This window comes from Pseudomonas entomophila, assembly GCF_013523165.1.
Lineage (GTDB): Bacteria > Pseudomonadota > Gammaproteobacteria > Pseudomonadales > Pseudomonadaceae > Aquipseudomonas > Aquipseudomonas entomophila_A.
In genome coordinates this window covers 22,815-39,982 of record NZ_JAAMQI010000022.1, presented here as the reverse complement: position 1 = coordinate 39,982, position 17,168 = coordinate 22,815, and the positions used below count along the sequence as shown (strand labels likewise).

Genomic DNA, 17,168 nt, shown 5'->3' with positions numbered 1-17,168 from the left:
GCACCGCTTCAGTGCATCTGGCTGGAGCGTGCGACCCCTATCACTCTCCATCAGAGCCAAGGTAACAATGAGCCTGTTTTCCGCTGTCGAGCTGGCACCCCGCGACCCCATTCTGGGCCTCAACGAAGCGTTCAACGCCGACCCACGTACCGACAAGGTCAACCTCGGCGTCGGCGTGTACTGCAACGAAGAGGGTCGCATCCCGCTGCTGCGCGCCGTCATCGAAGCCGAGACCCGGCGTGCCGCGCAACACGCCTCGCGGGGCTACCTGCCGATCGACGGCATCGCCACCTACGACCAGGCCGTGCAGACGCTGCTGTTCGGCAACGACTCGCCCCTGCTGCGCGACGGTCGCGTAGTCACCGTGCAGGCCGTCGGTGGCACGGGCGCGCTGAAGATCGGTGCGGACTTCCTCAAGCGCCTGTCGCCAGGCGCCACCGTCGCCATCAGCGACCCGAGCTGGGAGAACCACCGCGCGCTGTTCGAGACGGCCGGCTTCCCGGTGCAGAACTACCGTTACTACGATGCCGCCAGCCATGACGTCGACCGTGCCGGCATGCTCGAAGACCTCGAGGCCCTGCCGTCCGGCTCGATCATCGTGCTGCACGCCTGCTGCCACAACCCGACCGGCGTCGACTTGAGCCTGGACGACTGGAAGAACGTGCTGGCGGTGATCAAGGCCAAGGGCCACGTGCCGTTCCTCGACATGGCCTACCAGGGCTTCGGCGACGGGATCGCCGAGGACGCCTTCGCCGTGCGCCTGTTCGCCGACTCCGGCTTGCAGTGCTTCGTGTCCAGCTCCTTCTCCAAGTCGTTCTCGCTGTATGGCGAGCGCGTCGGTGCGCTGTCGATCGTCACCGACTCCCGCGACGAGGCCACGCGAGTCCTGTCCCAGGTCAAGCGGGTGATCCGCACCACCTACTCCAACCCGCCGACCCATGGCGCCAGCATCGTCGCAGCCGTGCTGAACGACCCTGAGCTGCGCCAGATGTGGGAAACCGAACTGGCCGAGATGCGTGGCCGGATCCACGGCATGCGCAAGCAGATGGTCGAGCTGCTGGCCCAGTACGGTGCCAAGCAGGACTTCAGCTTCGTCGCCCGGCAGTGCGGCATGTTCTCCTACTCGGGCCTGACCGCCGAGCAGGTCGGCCGCCTGAAGGACGAGTTCGGCATCTACGCGCTGAGCACCGGCCGCATCTGCGTGGCGGCGCTGAACCAGAACAATATCCATGTCGTGACCAAGGCCATCGTCGAGGTGCTGTGATCGAGCCGGTGCCGGGGAGAAGCTTGACTTCTCTTTAGGTATCAGTAAGATACGTGCAGATTCCGCGATAGCTCAGTCGGTAGAGCAAATGACTGTTAATCATTGGGTCCCTGGTTCGAGTCCAGGTCGCGGAGCCAGATGATGAAAACCTCCAGAGGCGTACCCCCTGGAGGTTTTTTCGTTTCAGCGCCCCGTGAAAGGCGGTGCCTCAGTCCACACGACCGATCGGGAAGAATACGCCGCCACTCCACACCCCCAGCCACGGCACGCCCTCGACCTGCCGCTCGACCGCCAGGTCGACGAGCTGGTAGAACACGTTGCGGTGGATGAGCGCCTCGAGGTTGGTGCGCACCAGCACATAGGGCGAAGGCGCCTGGGTGTGCGGGTCGAGGTCGACACGCAACGGATGGGACGGCCCTGCCTCGACCTGATCGCCCACCGTGGTGACGAACCGGAGCGACTGGCCCTCGCCTTCCCCGCTGACCTCCAAGGTCACGGCGACGAAGGGCGCGTCGTCGACGCGGATGCCGACCTTCTCCACCGGGGTGACTAGCACGTAGCGGTCTTCATCGCGACGCAGGATCCCGGAAAACAGGCGCACCATCGCCGGCCGGGTGATCGGGGTGCCCTGATAATACCAGGTGCCGTCCCGCGCGATACGCATGTCGATATCGCCACAGAACGCCGGGTTCCACAGGTGAACGGGCGGCAGGCCCCTGCCTGCCTTGGGCAAATGCGCGATCAGATCGCCTGGCGTGTCTTGGTCGGCCATGTCGCCTCCTTCATCGGCTCATGCCCAGCAAGCTGCGAGCGTAGTCTCGCATCGGCGGGCCCAACAGATCTTCGGGCTTGTTGTCGTGCAGCGTCAACAAGCCGCCACGGCTCTTGATGCGCACCGTGTCGATGAGGTAGCGCGTGCTGGTCTCGATCAGCATCATCTGCACCACGCCCGTGTCGACCCCCAGGCGATCGACGGCCTGTTCGTCGTACCATTCCTCATCGTTACCCACACGGTCGTCGGTGCGCGCGAAGCGGGTATACAGGACGTAATGGGCGCCGACATCGCGCGCTTCGGCAAGCGCCTCTTCCAGGCCCAGCGGGCCCTGTGCACGCCGCACCAGGGGGAAGTACTCGATGAAGCTGTCGAAGGCTGCCTGGGCCACCGCGTTGGAGCGCGGGATCGGCCCGCGCCCGGGCGGCACGAACGACCCCTGGCCGATGTAGATGAACGAGTCCGGCTGCAGACGCACCGACAGCGTTCGGCGCGTGTCGCTATGGTCGAGCAGGCCGGCATCGCTCAGGTGGTAGCGCACCCCCTCCCCCATGTCGCTGACATTCATGCAGCCGCCCAACGCCATGAGCGCCGACAGCAAGACCAGGCTACGCATCGTTCCTCCAGAGGCCGGCGACGGAAAGCCGACAGACAGCGGCCAGATGCAGCTTTTGCGCCAGAACCGCCCTGGAGGCCGACGTGAACGCGTCAGCCGGCGTCCGGCTCGCGCTTGCGCTTGTTGCCCATGCGTACGCCGATGTCCATCAGGAACTGGAAGAAGCCCTCCTGATCCTCCAGCACGCTGCTCCAGAACGGCGAGTGGTACAGCGCCACCGCGCCATGCACCAGTGCCCAGGCCGCGCAGTAATGGAAGTACGGCGGCACGTCCTCGAGCTTGCCCTCGCTGATGCGGCCCTTGATCAGGACCGTCAGGCGGTCGAAGTTCGAGGCACGGATGCGGTGCAGCTCCTCCACCAGGTCCGGGACCTGATTGCCCTTGACGACCTTCTCTTCGAGCCGGTCGAACAGGCGGTAGCGCTGCGGATCACGCATGCGGAACTCGAAGTAGGCGCGGGACAACGCCTCCTTGTCGCGGTCGACGTCGGCCGAATGCAGCAGCGCGTTGAGTTCTTGCTCATAGTCGAGCATCAGCCGCAGGTAGATCTCGGCCTTGGACTTGAAGTGCTTGTAGATGGTGCCTTTGCCGATGCCGACGGCGTCGGCGATCATTTCGACCGTCACACTGTCCTCACCCTGATCGAGGAACAGCTTCAGGGCCGTATCGAGGATTTCCTGCTCGCGACGACGAAACTCACGGACCTTACGAGGTTCTTTCTGCATAAGTAGGCTTGGGTAGCGTTCAAAGCGGATTATTATGCCTAACTGGCGGGAAATTGCACGGATCTTACACGTTGGGTTGTAGCAGCGAATGACATGTCAGGCGTGCCGAACGGTCTGGACCGGCCTCCTTCAGACCGCCACTCGTCGCTGCCGGAGGCGCATTGACTTGCGCTTGTAGCGCCGCGCTACAAGCAACCCCGTCGCGTATTCCAAAACCGTTTAAGAATCGGCCGATCGGCAGTGGCGCGCCGGGATCCATCATCGATACTTCTTATGTTGCTCCGATGCCTTCCCCCCGCGCATCGGGCAATGGAGGCACCAAGGACCGGGTGTCTTCGTTCCACTCCTAATGGTCTTGACCCGAACTCTTCCCCCCGGAGTTCGGGTTTTTTTTGCCGGCCTCAGGCCACGCGGGCAAGCGGGAACAACCGCTTGAAGTTGGCCGTGGTCTGCGCCGCCAGGGACTCCAGGCTTTCGCTGCGCAGCGAGGCGACGAACTCGGCGACTTCCCGCACGTACTGCGGCAGGTTGGGCTTGCCACGGTGAGGGATGGGCGCCAGGTAAGGCGAGTCGGTCTCCACCAGCAGGCGATCGGCCGGCACCCGCCGGGCGACCTCGCGCAGCGCCTCGGCATTGCGGAAGGTGACGATCCCCGACAGCGAGATGTAGTAGCCCAGGTCCAGGGCCGCCCTGGCCATGTCCCAATCCTCGGTGAAGCAGTGCAGCACGCCGGCCTGGGGCAGGTCGGCCTCGCGCAGCAGCGCCAGGGTATCGGCCCGTGCGGCGCGGGTGTGCACGATGACCGGCTTGCCGGTCTGGCGGGACGCTTCCAGGTGCAGGCGGAAAGACGCCTGCTGCACGGAGGCCGCTTCGGGCTCGTAGTGGTAATCCAGGCCTGTTTCGCCGATCGCCACCGCATGGGGGTGGGCCAGTTCGCTCAGCAACCAGTCCAGCGCCGGCGTTTCACCAGGCGTCAGGTCGAGGGGGTGGATGCCGACCGAGCAGTCGACGTCGGCATACCGTTCGCTCAGCGTCTTGACCGCCTGGGCATTGTCGGCGCTGACGCCGATGCACAGGAAGTGCCCGACGCCACGGTCACGCGCCGCTTGCAGGGCGGTGTCGAGGCAGCCCTGGTGGGCGGTGAGGTCAAGACGGTCGAGGTGGCAATGGGAGTCTACGAGCATGGGAACCAGTCAGGAAGAAAGTGGATGAGAGCGGGGCTCAACGCGCACCGGGCAAACGCGCCCAGGACGTCAGCAAGGCTTCGAGCAGCAGGGCCGGGTTGAGGTTGGCCTTGGACAGCACCTTCTGGCGCTGCTGGAGGATCCAGTCCTGCACCTCGAGCACCTGGTCCTGGCGGCTTTTCTGGGCCAGGTACTGGATCACCTTGCGCATGTCCTCCAGGCCCAGGCCGTCTTCGTCCTGGGTCAGCTGGTAGCGCAGGATCCGATAGGCCCAGTCATGGAACCAGTCGAACACCAACAGCATGGGCACGGTTTTCCAGGCCTCGGCCAACTGGCTGGGCGATTGCTGCTGCTTGAGCAGTTGCTTGACCCCGCCGGTCACCAGGGCCCGTTGCTCGCGCACGCCCTGCGCCTGCAGGCTGGCGGCCATCAGTGGCGAACCGGCCGCCAGCGCCAGCAACAGCTCGCGCTCGGGCTCATCCGTGTCAGGCAGGGCCGTGGCCAGCCATTGACGGCTCTGCGCCGCGCTCGGCACCGGGCAGCTGACCTGCTGACAGCGGCTGCGCAGGGTCGGCAGCAGCAGGCTGGGCCGGTGGCTGACCAGGATCAGCACCGTGTCGCCGGACGGCTCTTCGAGGCTCTTGAGCAAGGCGTTCGAGGCATTGACGTTCATCGCCTCGACCGGCTCGATCAGCACCACCTTGCGCCCGCCCAGCTGGGCGGTCTGCACCACGAAGGCGACCAGGTCGCGCACCTGGTCGACCTTGATCGGCTTGTCGGTCTCTTCAGGCTCGAGCACGAAATGGTCGGGGTGGCTGCCGGCCTTGAGCAGCAGGCAGGCCTTGCATTGGCCACAGGCCTCCAGCGCCTGGGGCCGCTGGCACAACAGACGCGCCATGAGCCGTTCGGCCAGGGCGCGCTTGCCGATCCCGCGCGGCCCGTGCAGCAGGTAGGCGTGGGCATGCCGCTCACGCCCGGCCAGGTGTTGCCAGAGCGCCGCCTGCCAGGGATAGGCGTCAGCCACGGCAACGGTCCAGGAGCATCGGCAACAGCGCATCCAGGTCACGCTGGACGGCCGCCAGCGGCTGCGCGGCATCGAGCAGTGCATAGCGCTGTGGCGCCTGCTGGGCCCGCGCCAGGTAGGCCTGGCGAACGGCCTCGAAGAAGGGTTGACCCTCCTGTTCGAAGCGATCCAGGCGGCCGCGCGCGGCGGCCCGCTGCAGGCCGATGTGCACCGGCAGGTCGAAGACCAGGGTCAGGTCAGGGCGCAGGTCGCCCTGCACGAACTCTTCGAGCTGGGCGATGCGCGCCTGGCTCAGGCCACGGCCGCCGCCCTGGTAGGCATAGGTCGCATCGGTGAAGCGGTCGCACAGCACCACCGCCCCGCGCGCCAGAGCCGGCCGAATGACTTCGGCCAGGTGCTGGGCACGTGCGGCGAACACCAGCAACAGCTCGGTGTCGGCGGCCATGGGCTCCTGACTGGGGGTGAGCAACAGCCCACGCACCTGCTCGGCCAGCGGCGTACCGCCAGGCTCGCGGGTCAGGACCACGTCCAGCCCCTGCTCGCGCAAACGCGCCGCCAGGTAGTCACGGTTGGTGCTCTTGCCCGCGCCTTCGGGGCCTTCCAAGGTAATGAACAAACCGCTCACGCGCAGTCCTTATCGAGAATGGGGCGCGTCCGCTTGCGGGGCGCGCACAGGTTCGGCGGAATCGGACGCCGGATCGGCATCGTCGGTGCGTGTATCGGGTGTCTTGTCCGGTTCGACCTGCTGGTCAGGAGCGGCCTCCTGGCCAGGCGTGGCATCGCTCGACGGCGTCGCCTCCGGCGTGGCACGCGGTGCCGGGCTGGAGCGGTAGTCGGCGCGACGCTTGAGCTGGTACTCGCGCACGGCCGTGTTGTGATCGCCAAGGTCGTCGGAGAACACATGGCTGCCATCGCCACGCGCCACGAAGTACAAGCTGCTGCCCGACGCCGGATTGAGCGCGGCATGAATGGCTTCACGGCCGACCATGGCGATCGGCGTCGGCGGCAGGCCGGTCATGGTGTAGGTGTTGTACGGGGTCGGCGCACGCAGGTCGGCGCGGGTGATCTTGCCGTTGTAGCGCTCGCCCATGCCGTAGATCACGGTCGGGTCGGTCTGCAGCATCATGCCCAGGCGCAGGCGACGCACGAAGACCCCGGCGATCTGCCCACGCTCCTGCGGCACGCCGGTTTCCTTCTCCACCAGCGAGGCCATGATCAGGGCCTGGTAGGGATCGCGGTACGGCAGGTCGGTGGCGCGCTCGGCCCACTCCCGCGCCAGGACCTCCTCCAGGCGCATGTAGGCTTGCTGCAGCAGCTCGACGTCGCTCATGCCACGCACGAAGCGGTAGGTGTCGGGGAAGAAGCGGCCCTCCGGGAACACGCCCGGATGGCCCAGGCGCTCCATCACCGCCTCGTCCGACACGTTGGTCAGGGTCTGCTCGAGCTTGTCGTGGCGGGCGATCGCCGCGCGCACCTGGCGGAAGGTCCAGCCCTCGACGATGGTCAGGTTGTACTGCACCACGTCGCCCCGCCGCCAGGCGGCGAACAGGTCGGCGACGGTCATGCCAGGGGTGATGCGGTACTCACCGGTGTGCAGGGGGGTGCCGGCCAGGTTGAAGCGCCAGTACAGGCGCAGCCAGAAGGCGTCCTTGAGCAGGCCGTCGTCCTGCATGCGGTAGAACATGCGATTGGGGGTCGTGCCAGTGGGCACGTCGAGCATGCGCTCCTGGCTCACGGCCAGGGGTTGATCGACCACCGAGGCCACTTTCCAGGCCGACCAGCCCAAAGCGAGCCCGGCCAGGATCAACAGGGCCTCCACGGTCAGAAGCAGTAGGCGTCTCACGAATCAGGCATCCAATAACGTCTGGGCAAGGGCCTGCAGTTTACGGGTCACCGGCCCCGGCGACCAGCTCAGCTCGGCGTGACGCACCACGGGCCAGACGCCGTACAGGCTGTTGCAGAGAAAAACTTCGTCGGCCTGGGCGAGGTCCGCCATTGCCAGGTCGGTGACGCTGACGGCCAGGCCCTCGGCGCGGGCCGCCTCGATCAGGGCCGCGCGCATGACGCCAGCCACACCGCAGCGGCTCAGGTCGGCCGTCAGCAGGCCACCGTCGTGCACCAGGAACAGGTTGCTGTAGACCCCTTCGATCAGACGGCCGCTGGTGTCGCGCATCAGGCCTTCGGCCGGATCACTCCCCTGCCACTCGGCACGGGCCAGGACCTGCTCAAGGCGGTTGAGGTGTTTGAGGCCGGCCAGGCGCGGCTGTTCGGCGAGACGCGTCTGGCACGGAAAAAGCGTGATGCCCTGTTCGGCATGCCGAGCCGGATAGGCCGGCGCCGGGCCGGCCAGCAGCACCCGGCGGGCGGGTACGTCGGGCGCCGACGCATAACCGCGAAGCCCATCGCCACGGGTCACGACCAGCTTGGCCACGCCGTCACCCAGCGTTCGGGCGAAGCGCAGCAGCTCGTCACGCACCTGCGGCAGGTCGAGGGGGATCGCCAGGCGGCTGCACCCGAGCGCCAGACGCTCGAGGTGCAGGCCCAGCAGGCTGGGACGGCCCTGACGCACGGCGATGGTTTCGAACACCCCGTCGCCGTACGCCAGCCCGCGGTTGTGCAGGTCGATGGCGTTCGCCGGTTGACCGTCCAGCCAGTGCTGCATCAGTCCACGAACCGACGGAACACCAACGACCCGTTGGTACCGCCGAAACCGAAGGAGTTCGACAACACCACCTCGATGGGCATGCTGCGCGCCTGGTGCGGCACGAAGTCGAGGTCGCAGCCCTCGTCCGGCTCGTCCAGGTTGATGGTCGGCGGCGCGATCTGGCTGTTGATCGCCAGCACGCTGAAGATCGCCTCGACGGCACCGGCGGCGCCCAGCAGATGACCGGTCATGGACTTGGTGGAGCTGATCGCCACGTTGTACGCATGCTCACCGAAGACCTGCTTGATGGCCGCCACTTCGGCCAGGTCGCCCGCTGGCGTCGAGGTGCCGTGGGCGTTGATGTAGCTCACCTGCTCCGGCGCAAGCCCGGCGTCGCGCAGTGCGTTGGTCATGCAGCGCGCCGCACCGGCGCCATCTTCGGGTGGCGAGGTCATGTGGTAGGCATCGCCACTCATGCCGAAGCCCACCAGCTCGGCGTGGATGACCGCCCCACGGGCCTTGGCATGCTCGAGCTCTTCGAGCACCAGCGCGCCAGCACCGTCGGACAGCACGAAACCATCGCGCCCCTTGTCCCACGGGCGACTGGCGCGCGTGGGTTCGTCATTGCGCGTGGACAAGGCGCGGGATGCGCCGAAGCCGCCCATGCCCAGGCCACAGGCCGCCATTTCGGCGCCCCCGGCGATCATGACGTCGGCTTCACCGTAGGCGATGTTGCGCGCGGCCATGCCGATGCAATGGGTGCCCGTGGTGCACGCGGTGGACACCGCGTAGTTCGGCCCCTGCAAGCCCAGGTGGATGGACAGGAAGCCGGAAATCATGTTGATGATCGAGCCAGGCACGAAGAACGGCGAAATGCGCCGAGGGCCTTGATCATGCAAGGTCTTGCTGGTTTCCTGGATGTTGGTCAGACCGCCAATGCCCGAACCCATGGCGACGCCAATGCGCTCGCGATTCGCATCGTTGACCTCGAGGCCGGCATTGCGGATCGCCTGGAACCCTGCGGCCAGGCCGTACTGGATGAACAGGTCGAGCTTGCGGGCCTCTTTGGCCGACAGGTACTGCTCGACGTCGAACCCTTTCACCGAGCCGCCAAAACGGGTGGAGTAGGCAGACAGGTCCGTGTGCTCGATCGGACCAATGCCACTGCGGCCAGCCAGAATGCCCTGCCAGGTGCTCGGTACATCCGTACCCAACGGTGACAGCATGCCCATACCGGTGACCACGACGCGTCTACGCGACACAGTACTCTCCTTATTTTATTGACAGATTCCGTCACGCGCCCCGTGTGACAGGGTCGGCGACGATCCTCGGTTCCTTCAAAGAAAAAACCGCACGCCTACGAAGGCAGTGCGGTTTTTCCGACAAGAAGCGACGACTACAGGCGATTAGGCCTGGTGGTTTTTAACGTAGTCGATGGCAGCTTGTACGGTAGTGATCTTCTCGGCTTCTTCGTCAGGGATTTCGGTCTCGAATTCCTCTTCCAGAGCCATCACCAGCTCTACAGTGTCAAGCGAGTCGGCGCCCAGGTCTTCGACGAAGGATTTCTCAGGGGAGACTTCGTCTTCTTTGACGCCCAGTTGTTCGGCGACGATTTTTTTGACGCGTTCTTCGATGGTGCTCATGTTTCACTCCTAGTGGACATATGTCAGGCAGCTGGCCGGCGACCAAGTTTATAGAAAGACGCCCGCTTTTCAAGCGGTTCGCATCCTCCCGACCTGGACCGTGTCCTGCGCCTGGAATCTGGTTGCAGCGTTATAGCGGATTTTCGAGACCAAGTATGGTTTTTTCGAAAGGATTCGCCTGATTGGTTCACGCCTTACATGTACATCCCGCCGTTGACCGGCACGGTAGCGCCAGTGACGTAGGCCGCACCCTCCGAGGCCAGGAAGCCGACCACCTTGGCGATCTCTTCGGCCTGGCCCAGACGGCCCAGCGGAATCTGGCTCAGCAGACCTTCGTGCTGCGCCTGGGGCAGCTCACGGGTCATGTCGGTGTCGATGAAGCCCGGGGTCACCGCGTTGACGGTGATACCACGCGAGCCGACTTCACGTGCCAGCGCACGGCTGAAGCCTTCCAGGCCCGCCTTGGCGGCAGCGTAGTTGGCCTGCCCGACGTTGCCCATGGCGCCGACCACCGAACCGATGCTGATGATACGGCCCCAGCGTGCCTTGGTCATGCCGCGCAGGACGCCCTTGGACAGACGGTAGAGGCTGTTGAGGTTGGTGTCGATCACGTCGAACCACTCGTCGTCCTTCATGCGCAGCATGAGGTTGTCGCGGGTGATGCCGGCATTGTTGACCAGAATCGCCGGCGCGCCGAACTGCTCCTGGATGGTGCTCAGCGTGGCGTCGACCGACTCGCTGGACGTGACGTCCAGGGCCAGGCCGGTGCCGGTAATGCCGTGCTCCTTGAAGGTCGCCGCGATACGCTCGGCGCCGGAGGCCGTGGTGGCAGTGCCGATGACGGTGGCGCCAAGGCGACCCAGCTCAAGGGCGATTGCCTGACCGATGCCACGGCTGGCGCCAGTGACCAGTGCAACTTTGCCTTGCAGGCTCATGCAGGTTTCTCCGAATTCAGGCCAGCGCCGCACGGGTGGCGGCGAAGGCGTCAGGGGTGTTGAGGTTGTAGGTGGTCACGCCATCGGCGCAGCGCTTGTTCAGCCCGGCCAGGACCTTGCCCGGACCGCACTCCACCAGATCGACCGCGCCGTGCGCGGCCAGTGCCTGCACACACTCCACCCAGCGCACGGGCTGGTAGAGCTGGGCAAGCAGGTCTTGCTTGAGGGTATCGACGTCGGCCGCCACGGCGGCCCTGACGTTCTGGACCACCGGCACCTGCGGTGCAGCCCAGTCGATGGCATTGACGGACTCGGCGAAACGCTCGGCGGCAGGCTTCATCAAGGCGCAGTGCGAAGGCACGCTGACGGCCAGCGGCAATGCACGCTTGGCGCCCTTGGCCTTGCACAGCTCGATGGCACGGTCGACGGCGGCCTTGTTGCCTGCGATCACGACCTGGCCTGGCGAGTTGAAGTTGACGGCGCTGACCACCTCGTCTTCGGCCGCCTCGGCGCAGACGTCCAGCACCTGCTCATCGCTCAGGCCGAGGATCGCGGCCATGGCGCCGTGGCCTGCAGGCACGGCCTGCTGCATCAACTGTCCACGGCGCTCGACCAGCTTGACGGCGTCCTGCAGCGACAGGCTGCCCGCGGCGACCAGTGCGCTGTACTCGCCCAGGCTGTGACCCGACACATAGGCCGGACGCACGCCCCCTTCGGCCAGCCACAGACGCCACAGGGCGATCGAGGCGGTCAGGATGGCGGGCTGGGTCTTGTCGGTCTGGTTGAGCTGCTCTTCCGGGCCCTGCTGGACCAGGTGCCAGAGGTCATAACCCAGAGCCTCGGAAGCTTCCTTGAAGGTCTCGAGGATCAGCGGGTGCTGGTCGGCGAGCTCGGCCAGCATGCCCAGCGACTGGGAGCCTTGACCTGGAAAGACGAATGCGAGGGATGCGGACATGGAAACGAACCCTTGTGGTCTTGTCGAAACGCGTACCCGATGCAGCCGGGTACGCACGATGATGAAACTTGGATGGTGAACGCGACCACGTGGTCACATTCTCCGTGATGAACGCGTGTCTAGCGCAGCAGATCCCCCAGCCGCCCTTGCAGGCGTCGTGGCAGATCCTCCTGGATCTCGATGAGTGCACGGTGGATCGCACTCTGAAACGCTTCGGCACTGGCCGAACCGTGACTCTTGACGACGATGCCCTGCAGCCCCAGCAGGCTCGCGCCATTGTGGCGGGCCGGCGCCAGCTCCATGTGCAGGCGACGCAGCCAGGGCATGGCGACGAAACCGGCGACCCGGGCCAGCGCGCTCGTGCGGAACAGCGACTGGATCCGCGTGCCGATCAAGGTAGCCAGCCCTTCGCTGGACTTGAGCAGGACGTTGCCGACGAACCCGTCACAGACCACGACGTCCGCCTCGCCTCGGTAGACCCCGTCCCCCTCGATGAAGCCGACGTAGTTCAGGCCGGGCGCCTCCTGGAGCAACGCTGCGGCCTGCTTGACCTGCTGGTTGCCCTTGATGTCCTCGGTGCCCACGTTCAGCAGCGCCACCCGCGGGCGGGCGATGCCCAACGCACGGGCCGCCTCCGACCCCATGACGGCGAACTGATACAGGTGCTCGGCACTGCAATCGACGTTGGCCCCCAGGTCCAGCAGCTGGCAGCAACCGGCCTGGGTTGGGATCGCGGCGACCATGGCAGGGCGGTCGATGCCCGGCAAGGTTCTGAGCACCTGCCGCGACAACGCCATCAGCGCCCCGGTATTGCCTGCACTGACGCAGGCCTGGGCCTTGCCATCGCGCACCAGCTGCAGCGCCACGCGCATGGAGGCGTCGGGCTTGCCGCGCAGGGCTTGCGAAGGCCGCTCGTCCATGCCGATCACTTCACTGGCCGCGACGATGCGCAGGCGTGCGCGGTCCGCAGCCAGTTGGTTGCCGACGAGCTCTTCGAGAAGGGAAGCGTGACCCACCAGGGTCAGGTGAAGCGAGGGGGTGGAGCGCAGGCAGGCGAGACTCGCCTGGACAATGCGACGGGGACCGAAGTCCCCGCCCATTGCGTCGATCGCGATGATCCGGGCAGACAAGATTTACTCGTCAGCGCCCTTGTCGATCACTTTGCGGCCACGGTAAACGCCTTCTGGCGAAACGTGGTGGCGCAGGTGAACGTCACCGGTGCTCTTGTCGACCGACAGTGCGTTTTCCGACAGGGCGTCGTGGGAACGGCGCATGTCGCGGGCAGAGCGGGATTTTTTGTTCTGCTGAACAGCCATACTGATTAACTCCTAAACGTTTGGGTCACGCTTTAACTGCGCCAAAACACTGAACGGGTTGGACCGCGATACCTCGTCCTCGCTCGGCTCGGGCTCGTTGACACCCGCCGGCTGCTGGCATTCTTCCGGATGATGAGCAGGCACGATGGGCAGGGCGAGCAACAGCTCCTCCTCGACCAGCGCCTGCAGATCCAAAGGATCCTCGCCCAGTTCCAGCACGTCATAGCCTTTCGGCAACGACTGGGTGTTCGCACCCTCCTTCACCACGGCGTACGTACATTCGCTGTGGATCGGCAGGGTGACCAGTTCAAGACAACGCTGGCAGACCATCTTGACCTCGACGTCCAGCGCGCTGTGGAAGACCACAGCGCCTTGCTCGTCTCGCTCAAAATCGAATTGTGCCTGCACCGTACCGACAGTGTCGGACAGCGGGTCGCAGAGTCTTTCCAAATCGGCAAGCGCCAGCGAACCCTTGAGGGTTACGCCGCGATCAGCCAATTTGCGCGGGTCAACGTGAGATGGAATCGGGTCATTCAACATAGGCGCAGCATTCTAGGGATGCCCCCGGCACCTGTCAAAGGAAATTCGGTCGACCCACGCATGTTAGACTCGCTCGATCTGACCAGGAGTCCGCCATGCTTCCCCTGTTACTGGCCTCGAGCTCGACCTATCGCCGCGACCTGCTGCAACGCCTGCGCCTGCCTTTCGACTGGGCCAGCCCGGACATCGACGAAGCACGGCGGGCCGCCGAACCCGGCGAGGCCCTGGTGCGTCGCCTGGCCGAAGCGAAGGCCCGCGCCCTGACGGCCACGCACCCTGCCCACCTGATCATCGGCTCCGACCAGGTCGCCGTCCTGGACGAGCGGATCCTCGGCAAGCCGCACACCTTCGAACGGGCGCACGAGCAACTGCTGGATGCCAGTGGCCGTGCCGTCACCTTCCTGACCGGCGTGGCGCTGCTCAACAGCGCCACGGGGCACTGCCAGGTCGACTGCGTGCCGTTCACGGTCATCCTGCGCGACCTGGACAGCGCCCAGGTCGAGCGCTACCTGCAGGCCGAGCAGCCCTACGACTGCGCCGGCAGCTTCAAGGCCGAAGGGCTGGGCGTGAGCCTGTTCCGCGAGACCCAGGGCAGCGACGCGACCAGCTTGATCGGCCTGCCGCTGATCCGTCTGGTGCAGATGCTGGCCGAAGAAGGCATCAGCGTGCCTTGAGCGGGTGAGCATGACAGCCCGAGGCTGCCATGCCGAGCGCCTGGATCAGCGCAACGAAGGGCCTGCAAAGCCCATCCACAGCGCCAGGTGCTCGGCCAGGCTCGCGCCCAGACCCTTGGAGACCAATTCCAGAGGCGACTCCTTGACGGTGAAATCGACCAGCTTCTCTGCCCCGACCACTTCACGCGCCACGTAGCTGACGCTGCCCAGACCATCCACCAGACCCAGCGCCTTGGCCTGCTCGCCGGTCCAGATCAATCCACTGAACAGCTCGGGATGCTCCTTGTCCTTGAGGCGCTCGCCCCGGCCGGCCTTCACGCTGGCGATGAACTGCTGGTGCGTGGTGTTCAGTACACCCTGCCAGAACGCGGTCTCTTCAGGCTTTTGCGGGGAGAACGGATCGAGAAAGGCCTTGTGCTCGCCGGCCGTGTACGTGCGCCGCTCGATGCCGAGCTTTTCCATGGCGCCGACGAATCCGTAACCGGCCGCCGTCACCCCGATCGAGCCGACCAGGCTGGCCTTGTCGGCGTAGATCTCGTCCGCGGCGCTGGCGATGTAGTACGCCCCGGAAGCGCCCAGGTCGGTGATCACCGCGTACAGCTTGATGGCCGGGTACTCGGCGCGCAGCCGACGAATCTCGTCATAGACGTACCCCGACTGCACCGGACTGCCGCCCGGACTGTTGATGCGCAGTACCACTGCCTGGGTGCCGCTGTCCTTGAACGCCGCTCTCAGGCTGCCGACGAGGTTGTCGGCGCTGGCCAGGGTCTTGTCGGCGATCACGCCGCGCACGTCCACCACGGCCGTATGCCGGCCGCCGCTCGCGGTGGCGCCGTCGAAGCTCATGTGCGGCCAGAACAGCGCCAGCAGCCCGAACAGGTAGGCGAAGGTCAGCAGCTTGAAGAAGATGCCCCAGCGACGGGAGCGGCGCTGCTCGCGAATACCGGCCTGCAGGGTGTCTTCCAGCAGCCTCCAGCTGCGCCGGTCCTCGCGCTCCTCGCGCAGCTGGTCCTTGCCCTTCACCTCGATCCAGACTTCCTCTTGCGCCTCGGAAGCGGCCTCCCTGGGCGCCTCCGGCTCACGTCGGCCCGGTGCCTTCCATTCGTCCACCATGCTCATTCACCCTGAATTGAAAACCGCTGGGTCGTCGTCAGCCACGTGCGCAGCTGGCTGAAGTGCTCGATGCAGACCTGCGGCCCGAATTCGCTCAGTGCCTGAAGCGGCATCGCGCCGTAGCCCACCGCCACCGAATGCATGCCCGCGTTGCGGGCCATCAGCAAGTCGAAGGTCGAGTCGCCGATCATCAGCGCGCGCTCGGCCGTCACGCCACAGTGCGCGAGGATCTGCTCGAGCATCAGAGGGTGAGGCTTGCCGCGGGTTTCATCGGCCGCACGGGTAATTTCGAAGTAGTCTTCCCAACCATTGGCCCGCAGCACGCGATCGAGTCCGCGGCGCGCCTTGCCGGTCGCCACGGCCAGCCGGTAGCCGTCGGCACGCAAGGCTTGAAGGGTCTCGACCACGCCCTCGAACAACGGCGACGGGGCCTGATCCAGGTCGACGTAGACGTCGGCGTAGTGCTGACGGAAGACGATGACCTGCTCAGGCGACAGGTGCGGGTAGAGGGTCAGGATCGCCTCGTCCAGCGCCAGGCCGATGATGCCCTTGACCGCCTGCTCGCTGCGCGGCGCTTCGCCGAAACGCTCGGCGGCCGTGTTCATGGCCGTGACGATACGGCCGATGGAGTCGGCCAGCGTCCCATCCCAGTCGAAGATCAGCAGGTCGTAGTCAGGCCGCACCGAGACGCTCCACGGCACTGGCCCACGTCTCGTCCACCGGCGCCTCGAGCTTGAGTTCGCCGCCATCGGGCAGCGGCACGGTCAGGGCGTAGGCATGCAGGAACAACCGCTTGCCACCCAGCTCGCGGATCTCGCGGGTGAAGTCCTCGTCGCCGTACTTGCTGTCACCGGCGATGCAGTGCCCGGCATGCAGCGTGTGCACGCGAATCTGGTGGGTACGCCCGGTCACCGGCCGCGCCTCGATCAGGGTGGCGAACTCGCCGAAACGGCGCAGGACACGGAACAGCGTCAGCGCCTCCTTGCCCTCGTCGTTGACCTCGACCATGCGCTCGCCGGAGCGCAGGTTGCTCTTCTGCAAGGGCGCGTTGACCTGCTTCTTCGACGTGGGCCAGTGGCCACGCACCAGCGCCATGTAGCGCTTGTCGACGCCATCGCCCCGCAGGGCGGCGTGCAGGTGGCGCAGCATGCTGCGCTTCTTGGCGATCATCAGCAGCCCGGACGTGTCGCGGTCCAGGCGATGCACCAGCTCCAGCTCCTTGGCGTCCGGACGCAACTGGCGCAGCGCCTCGATCACGCCGAAGCTCAAGCCACTGCCACCGTGCACCGCGATGCCGGCCGGCTTGTTGAGCACGATCAGCGCCTTGTCCTCGTGGACGATGGCCGCCTCCAGGCGCTGCAGCAAGCCCTGGGCGACGGGCGCAGGCTCGTCGCGCTCGGGCAGGCGCACCGGCGGCACGCGCACGATGTCGCCGGCCTGCAACTTGTACTCGGGCTTGATGCGGCCTTTGTTGACCCGCACCTCGCCCTTGCGCACGATGCGGTAGACCAGCGTCTTGGGCACACCCTTGAGCGCGGTGATGAGGAAATTGTCGATGCGCTGGCCGGCAAGCTCAGGCGGGACCTCGATCAGCTGAACGCCGGAGGTCGGGGAAGTATTGGTCGTCATGGCCCGAATCATACAATTTTTATGGAATTGAAGCACTTAATCATTGCTGTTATAGTCGCGAGTGCCGCCAAAAGTGGCAGGTCAGCGGCAATTGGTGCGGCACGTGATGAAAAGCGACAGCTCGCCCGCCCCTG

General features: G+C 65.8%; 20 protein-coding genes and 1 tRNA gene. 3 read left to right on the top strand and 18 right to left on the bottom strand.

Annotation, left to right across the window (positions count from 1 at the left end):
• Nucleotides 1–67: 67 nt before the first annotated feature.
• Both G7Z99_RS16170 and G7Z99_RS16165 read left to right on the top strand, forming a co-directional pair.
• Nucleotides 68–1,264, top strand: a complete 1,197-nt coding sequence (locus G7Z99_RS16170) for an amino acid aminotransferase (protein ID WP_181095528.1) — start codon at nucleotides 68–70, stop codon at nucleotides 1,262–1,264.
• Between the two features lie 61 nt (nucleotides 1,265–1,325).
• A tRNA-Asn gene (locus G7Z99_RS16165) sits at nucleotides 1,326–1,401 on the top strand.
• Between the two features lie 71 nt (nucleotides 1,402–1,472).
• Here G7Z99_RS16165 and G7Z99_RS16160 read toward each other — a convergent pair.
• The 15 genes from G7Z99_RS16160 to G7Z99_RS16090 all read right to left on the bottom strand — a co-directional run bounded on the left by G7Z99_RS16160 (nucleotide 1,473) and on the right by G7Z99_RS16090 (nucleotide 13,618).
• Nucleotides 1,473–2,036 (bottom strand): DUF1285 domain-containing protein, encoded by a 564-nt coding sequence (locus G7Z99_RS16160; protein ID WP_181095526.1) that lies wholly within the window; start codon nucleotides 2,034–2,036, stop codon nucleotides 1,473–1,475.
• A gap of 10 nt (nucleotides 2,037–2,046) precedes the next feature.
• Nucleotides 2,047–2,652, bottom strand: coding sequence for a DUF4823 domain-containing protein (locus tag G7Z99_RS16155; RefSeq protein WP_181095524.1), 606 nt, complete (start codon nucleotides 2,650–2,652; stop codon nucleotides 2,047–2,049).
• A 92-nt stretch (nucleotides 2,653–2,744) separates the two neighbouring features.
• A complete protein-coding gene (locus tag G7Z99_RS16150; protein WP_181095522.1) occupies nucleotides 2,745–3,377 on the bottom strand; it encodes a TetR/AcrR family transcriptional regulator in 633 nt (210 codons plus the stop codon).
• 401 nt (nucleotides 3,378–3,778) lie between these two features.
• The gene (locus G7Z99_RS16145) at nucleotides 3,779–4,561 is read right to left on the bottom strand and encodes a TatD family hydrolase (RefSeq protein ID WP_181095520.1); all 783 of its coding nucleotides are present in this window, start codon (nucleotides 4,559–4,561) and stop codon (nucleotides 3,779–3,781) included.
• A gap of 37 nt (nucleotides 4,562–4,598) precedes the next feature.
• Nucleotides 4,599–5,585 carry a DNA polymerase III subunit delta' gene (locus tag G7Z99_RS16140; protein WP_181095518.1) on the bottom strand — a complete coding sequence of 329 codons (987 nt, stop codon included), beginning with the start codon at nucleotides 5,583–5,585 and terminating at the stop codon, nucleotides 4,599–4,601.
• Complete coding sequence (gene tmk / locus G7Z99_RS16135) at nucleotides 5,578–6,210, bottom strand: dTMP kinase (RefSeq protein WP_181095516.1); 633 nt, start codon at nucleotides 6,208–6,210, stop codon at nucleotides 5,578–5,580. Before tmk ends, G7Z99_RS16140 begins: the two co-directional genes overlap by 8 nt.
• 9 nt (nucleotides 6,211–6,219) lie before the next feature.
• Nucleotides 6,220–7,428, bottom strand: coding sequence for an endolytic transglycosylase MltG (mltG, locus tag G7Z99_RS16130; protein ID WP_181095514.1), 1,209 nt, complete (start codon nucleotides 7,426–7,428; stop codon nucleotides 6,220–6,222).
• 3 nt (nucleotides 7,429–7,431) lie between these two features.
• Nucleotides 7,432–8,247 carry an aminodeoxychorismate lyase gene (gene pabC / locus G7Z99_RS16125; protein ID WP_181095512.1) on the bottom strand — a complete coding sequence of 272 codons (816 nt, stop codon included), beginning with the start codon at nucleotides 8,245–8,247 and terminating at the stop codon, nucleotides 7,432–7,434.
• Nucleotides 8,247–9,491, bottom strand: a complete 1,245-nt coding sequence (fabF, locus tag G7Z99_RS16120) for a beta-ketoacyl-ACP synthase II (RefSeq protein ID WP_181095510.1) — start codon at nucleotides 9,489–9,491, stop codon at nucleotides 8,247–8,249. Before fabF ends, pabC begins: the two co-directional genes overlap by 1 nt.
• A 144-nt stretch (nucleotides 9,492–9,635) precedes the next feature.
• Nucleotides 9,636–9,872 (bottom strand): acyl carrier protein, encoded by a 237-nt coding sequence (gene acpP / locus G7Z99_RS16115; protein ID WP_181095508.1) that lies wholly within the window; start codon nucleotides 9,870–9,872, stop codon nucleotides 9,636–9,638.
• A 194-nt stretch (nucleotides 9,873–10,066) separates the two neighbouring features.
• Nucleotides 10,067–10,807 (bottom strand): 3-oxoacyl-ACP reductase FabG, encoded by a 741-nt coding sequence (gene fabG, locus G7Z99_RS16110; RefSeq protein ID WP_181095507.1) that lies wholly within the window; start codon nucleotides 10,805–10,807, stop codon nucleotides 10,067–10,069.
• Between the two features lie 16 nt (nucleotides 10,808–10,823).
• Nucleotides 10,824–11,762, bottom strand: a complete 939-nt coding sequence (fabD, locus tag G7Z99_RS16105; protein WP_181095504.1) for an ACP S-malonyltransferase — start codon at nucleotides 11,760–11,762, stop codon at nucleotides 10,824–10,826.
• A 119-nt stretch (nucleotides 11,763–11,881) separates the two neighbouring features.
• On the bottom strand, nucleotides 11,882–12,892 hold the full coding sequence (gene plsX, locus G7Z99_RS16100) for a phosphate acyltransferase PlsX (RefSeq protein ID WP_181095502.1): 1,011 nt from the start codon (nucleotides 12,890–12,892) through the stop codon (nucleotides 11,882–11,884).
• Between the two features lie 3 nt (nucleotides 12,893–12,895).
• Nucleotides 12,896–13,078 (bottom strand): 50S ribosomal protein L32, encoded by a 183-nt coding sequence (gene rpmF, locus G7Z99_RS16095; protein WP_060394502.1) that lies wholly within the window; start codon nucleotides 13,076–13,078, stop codon nucleotides 12,896–12,898.
• A 12-nt stretch (nucleotides 13,079–13,090) separates the two neighbouring features.
• The gene (locus G7Z99_RS16090; protein WP_181095500.1) at nucleotides 13,091–13,618 is read right to left on the bottom strand and encodes a YceD family protein; all 528 of its coding nucleotides are present in this window, start codon (nucleotides 13,616–13,618) and stop codon (nucleotides 13,091–13,093) included.
• 95 nt (nucleotides 13,619–13,713) lie between these two features.
• On the opposite strand from G7Z99_RS16090, the gene G7Z99_RS16085 reads away from it, so the two are divergent.
• A complete protein-coding gene (locus G7Z99_RS16085; protein ID WP_181095498.1) occupies nucleotides 13,714–14,292 on the top strand; it encodes a Maf family protein in 579 nt (192 codons plus the stop codon).
• Between the two features lie 45 nt (nucleotides 14,293–14,337).
• On the opposite strand, the gene G7Z99_RS16080 is transcribed toward G7Z99_RS16085, so the two are convergent.
• Genes G7Z99_RS16080 through rluC form a run of 3 tightly spaced genes read right to left on the bottom strand, consistent with a single transcriptional unit; the run spans nucleotide 14,338 to nucleotide 17,034 of the window.
• A complete protein-coding gene (locus tag G7Z99_RS16080) occupies nucleotides 14,338–15,405 on the bottom strand; it encodes a S49 family peptidase (RefSeq protein WP_181095496.1) in 1,068 nt (355 codons plus the stop codon).
• 2 nt (nucleotides 15,406–15,407) lie between these two features.
• Nucleotides 15,408–16,088, bottom strand: coding sequence for an HAD family hydrolase (locus G7Z99_RS16075; RefSeq protein ID WP_181095494.1), 681 nt, complete (start codon nucleotides 16,086–16,088; stop codon nucleotides 15,408–15,410).
• Nucleotides 16,078–17,034 carry a 23S rRNA pseudouridine(955/2504/2580) synthase RluC gene (gene rluC, locus G7Z99_RS16070; protein WP_181095492.1) on the bottom strand — a complete coding sequence of 319 codons (957 nt, stop codon included), beginning with the start codon at nucleotides 17,032–17,034 and terminating at the stop codon, nucleotides 16,078–16,080. The genes G7Z99_RS16075 and rluC overlap by 11 nt, the downstream gene beginning before the upstream one ends.
• Nucleotides 17,035–17,168: the final 134 nt, after the last annotated feature.

What these genes read in the sequence shown, in the direction of transcription:
- G7Z99_RS16170 (WP_181095528.1), top strand. Translation starts at nt 68, where the DNA reads ATGAGCCTGTTTTCCGCTGTCGAGCTGGCACCCCGCGACCCCATTCTG.
- fabD (WP_181095504.1), bottom strand. Translation starts at nt 11,762, where the DNA reads ATGTCCGCATCCCTCGCATTCGTCTTTCCAGGTCAAGGCTCCCAGTCG.
- G7Z99_RS16150 (WP_181095522.1), bottom strand. Translation starts at nt 3,377, where the DNA reads ATGCAGAAAGAACCTCGTAAGGTCCGTGAGTTTCGTCGTCGCGAGCAG.
- fabG (WP_181095507.1), bottom strand. Translation starts at nt 10,807, where the DNA reads ATGAGCCTGCAAGGCAAAGTTGCACTGGTCACTGGCGCCAGCCGTGGC.
- G7Z99_RS16080 (WP_181095496.1), bottom strand. Translation starts at nt 15,405, where the DNA reads ATGGTGGACGAATGGAAGGCACCGGGCCGACGTGAGCCGGAGGCGCCC.
- rluC (WP_181095492.1), bottom strand. Translation starts at nt 17,034, where the DNA reads ATGACGACCAATACTTCCCCGACCTCCGGCGTTCAGCTGATCGAGGTC.
- G7Z99_RS16160 (WP_181095526.1), bottom strand. Translation starts at nt 2,036, where the DNA reads ATGGCCGACCAAGACACGCCAGGCGATCTGATCGCGCATTTGCCCAAG.
- G7Z99_RS16145 (WP_181095520.1), bottom strand. Translation starts at nt 4,561, where the DNA reads ATGCTCGTAGACTCCCATTGCCACCTCGACCGTCTTGACCTCACCGCC.
- G7Z99_RS16085 (WP_181095498.1), top strand. Translation starts at nt 13,714, where the DNA reads ATGCTTCCCCTGTTACTGGCCTCGAGCTCGACCTATCGCCGCGACCTG.
- pabC (WP_181095512.1), bottom strand. Translation starts at nt 8,247, where the DNA reads ATGCAGCACTGGCTGGACGGTCAACCGGCGAACGCCATCGACCTGCAC.
- acpP (WP_181095508.1), bottom strand. Translation starts at nt 9,872, where the DNA reads ATGAGCACCATCGAAGAACGCGTCAAAAAAATCGTCGCCGAACAACTG.
- G7Z99_RS16155 (WP_181095524.1), bottom strand. Translation starts at nt 2,652, where the DNA reads ATGCGTAGCCTGGTCTTGCTGTCGGCGCTCATGGCGTTGGGCGGCTGC.
- G7Z99_RS16090 (WP_181095500.1), bottom strand. Translation starts at nt 13,618, where the DNA reads ATGTTGAATGACCCGATTCCATCTCACGTTGACCCGCGCAAATTGGCT.
- rpmF (WP_060394502.1), bottom strand. Translation starts at nt 13,078, where the DNA reads ATGGCTGTTCAGCAGAACAAAAAATCCCGCTCTGCCCGCGACATGCGC.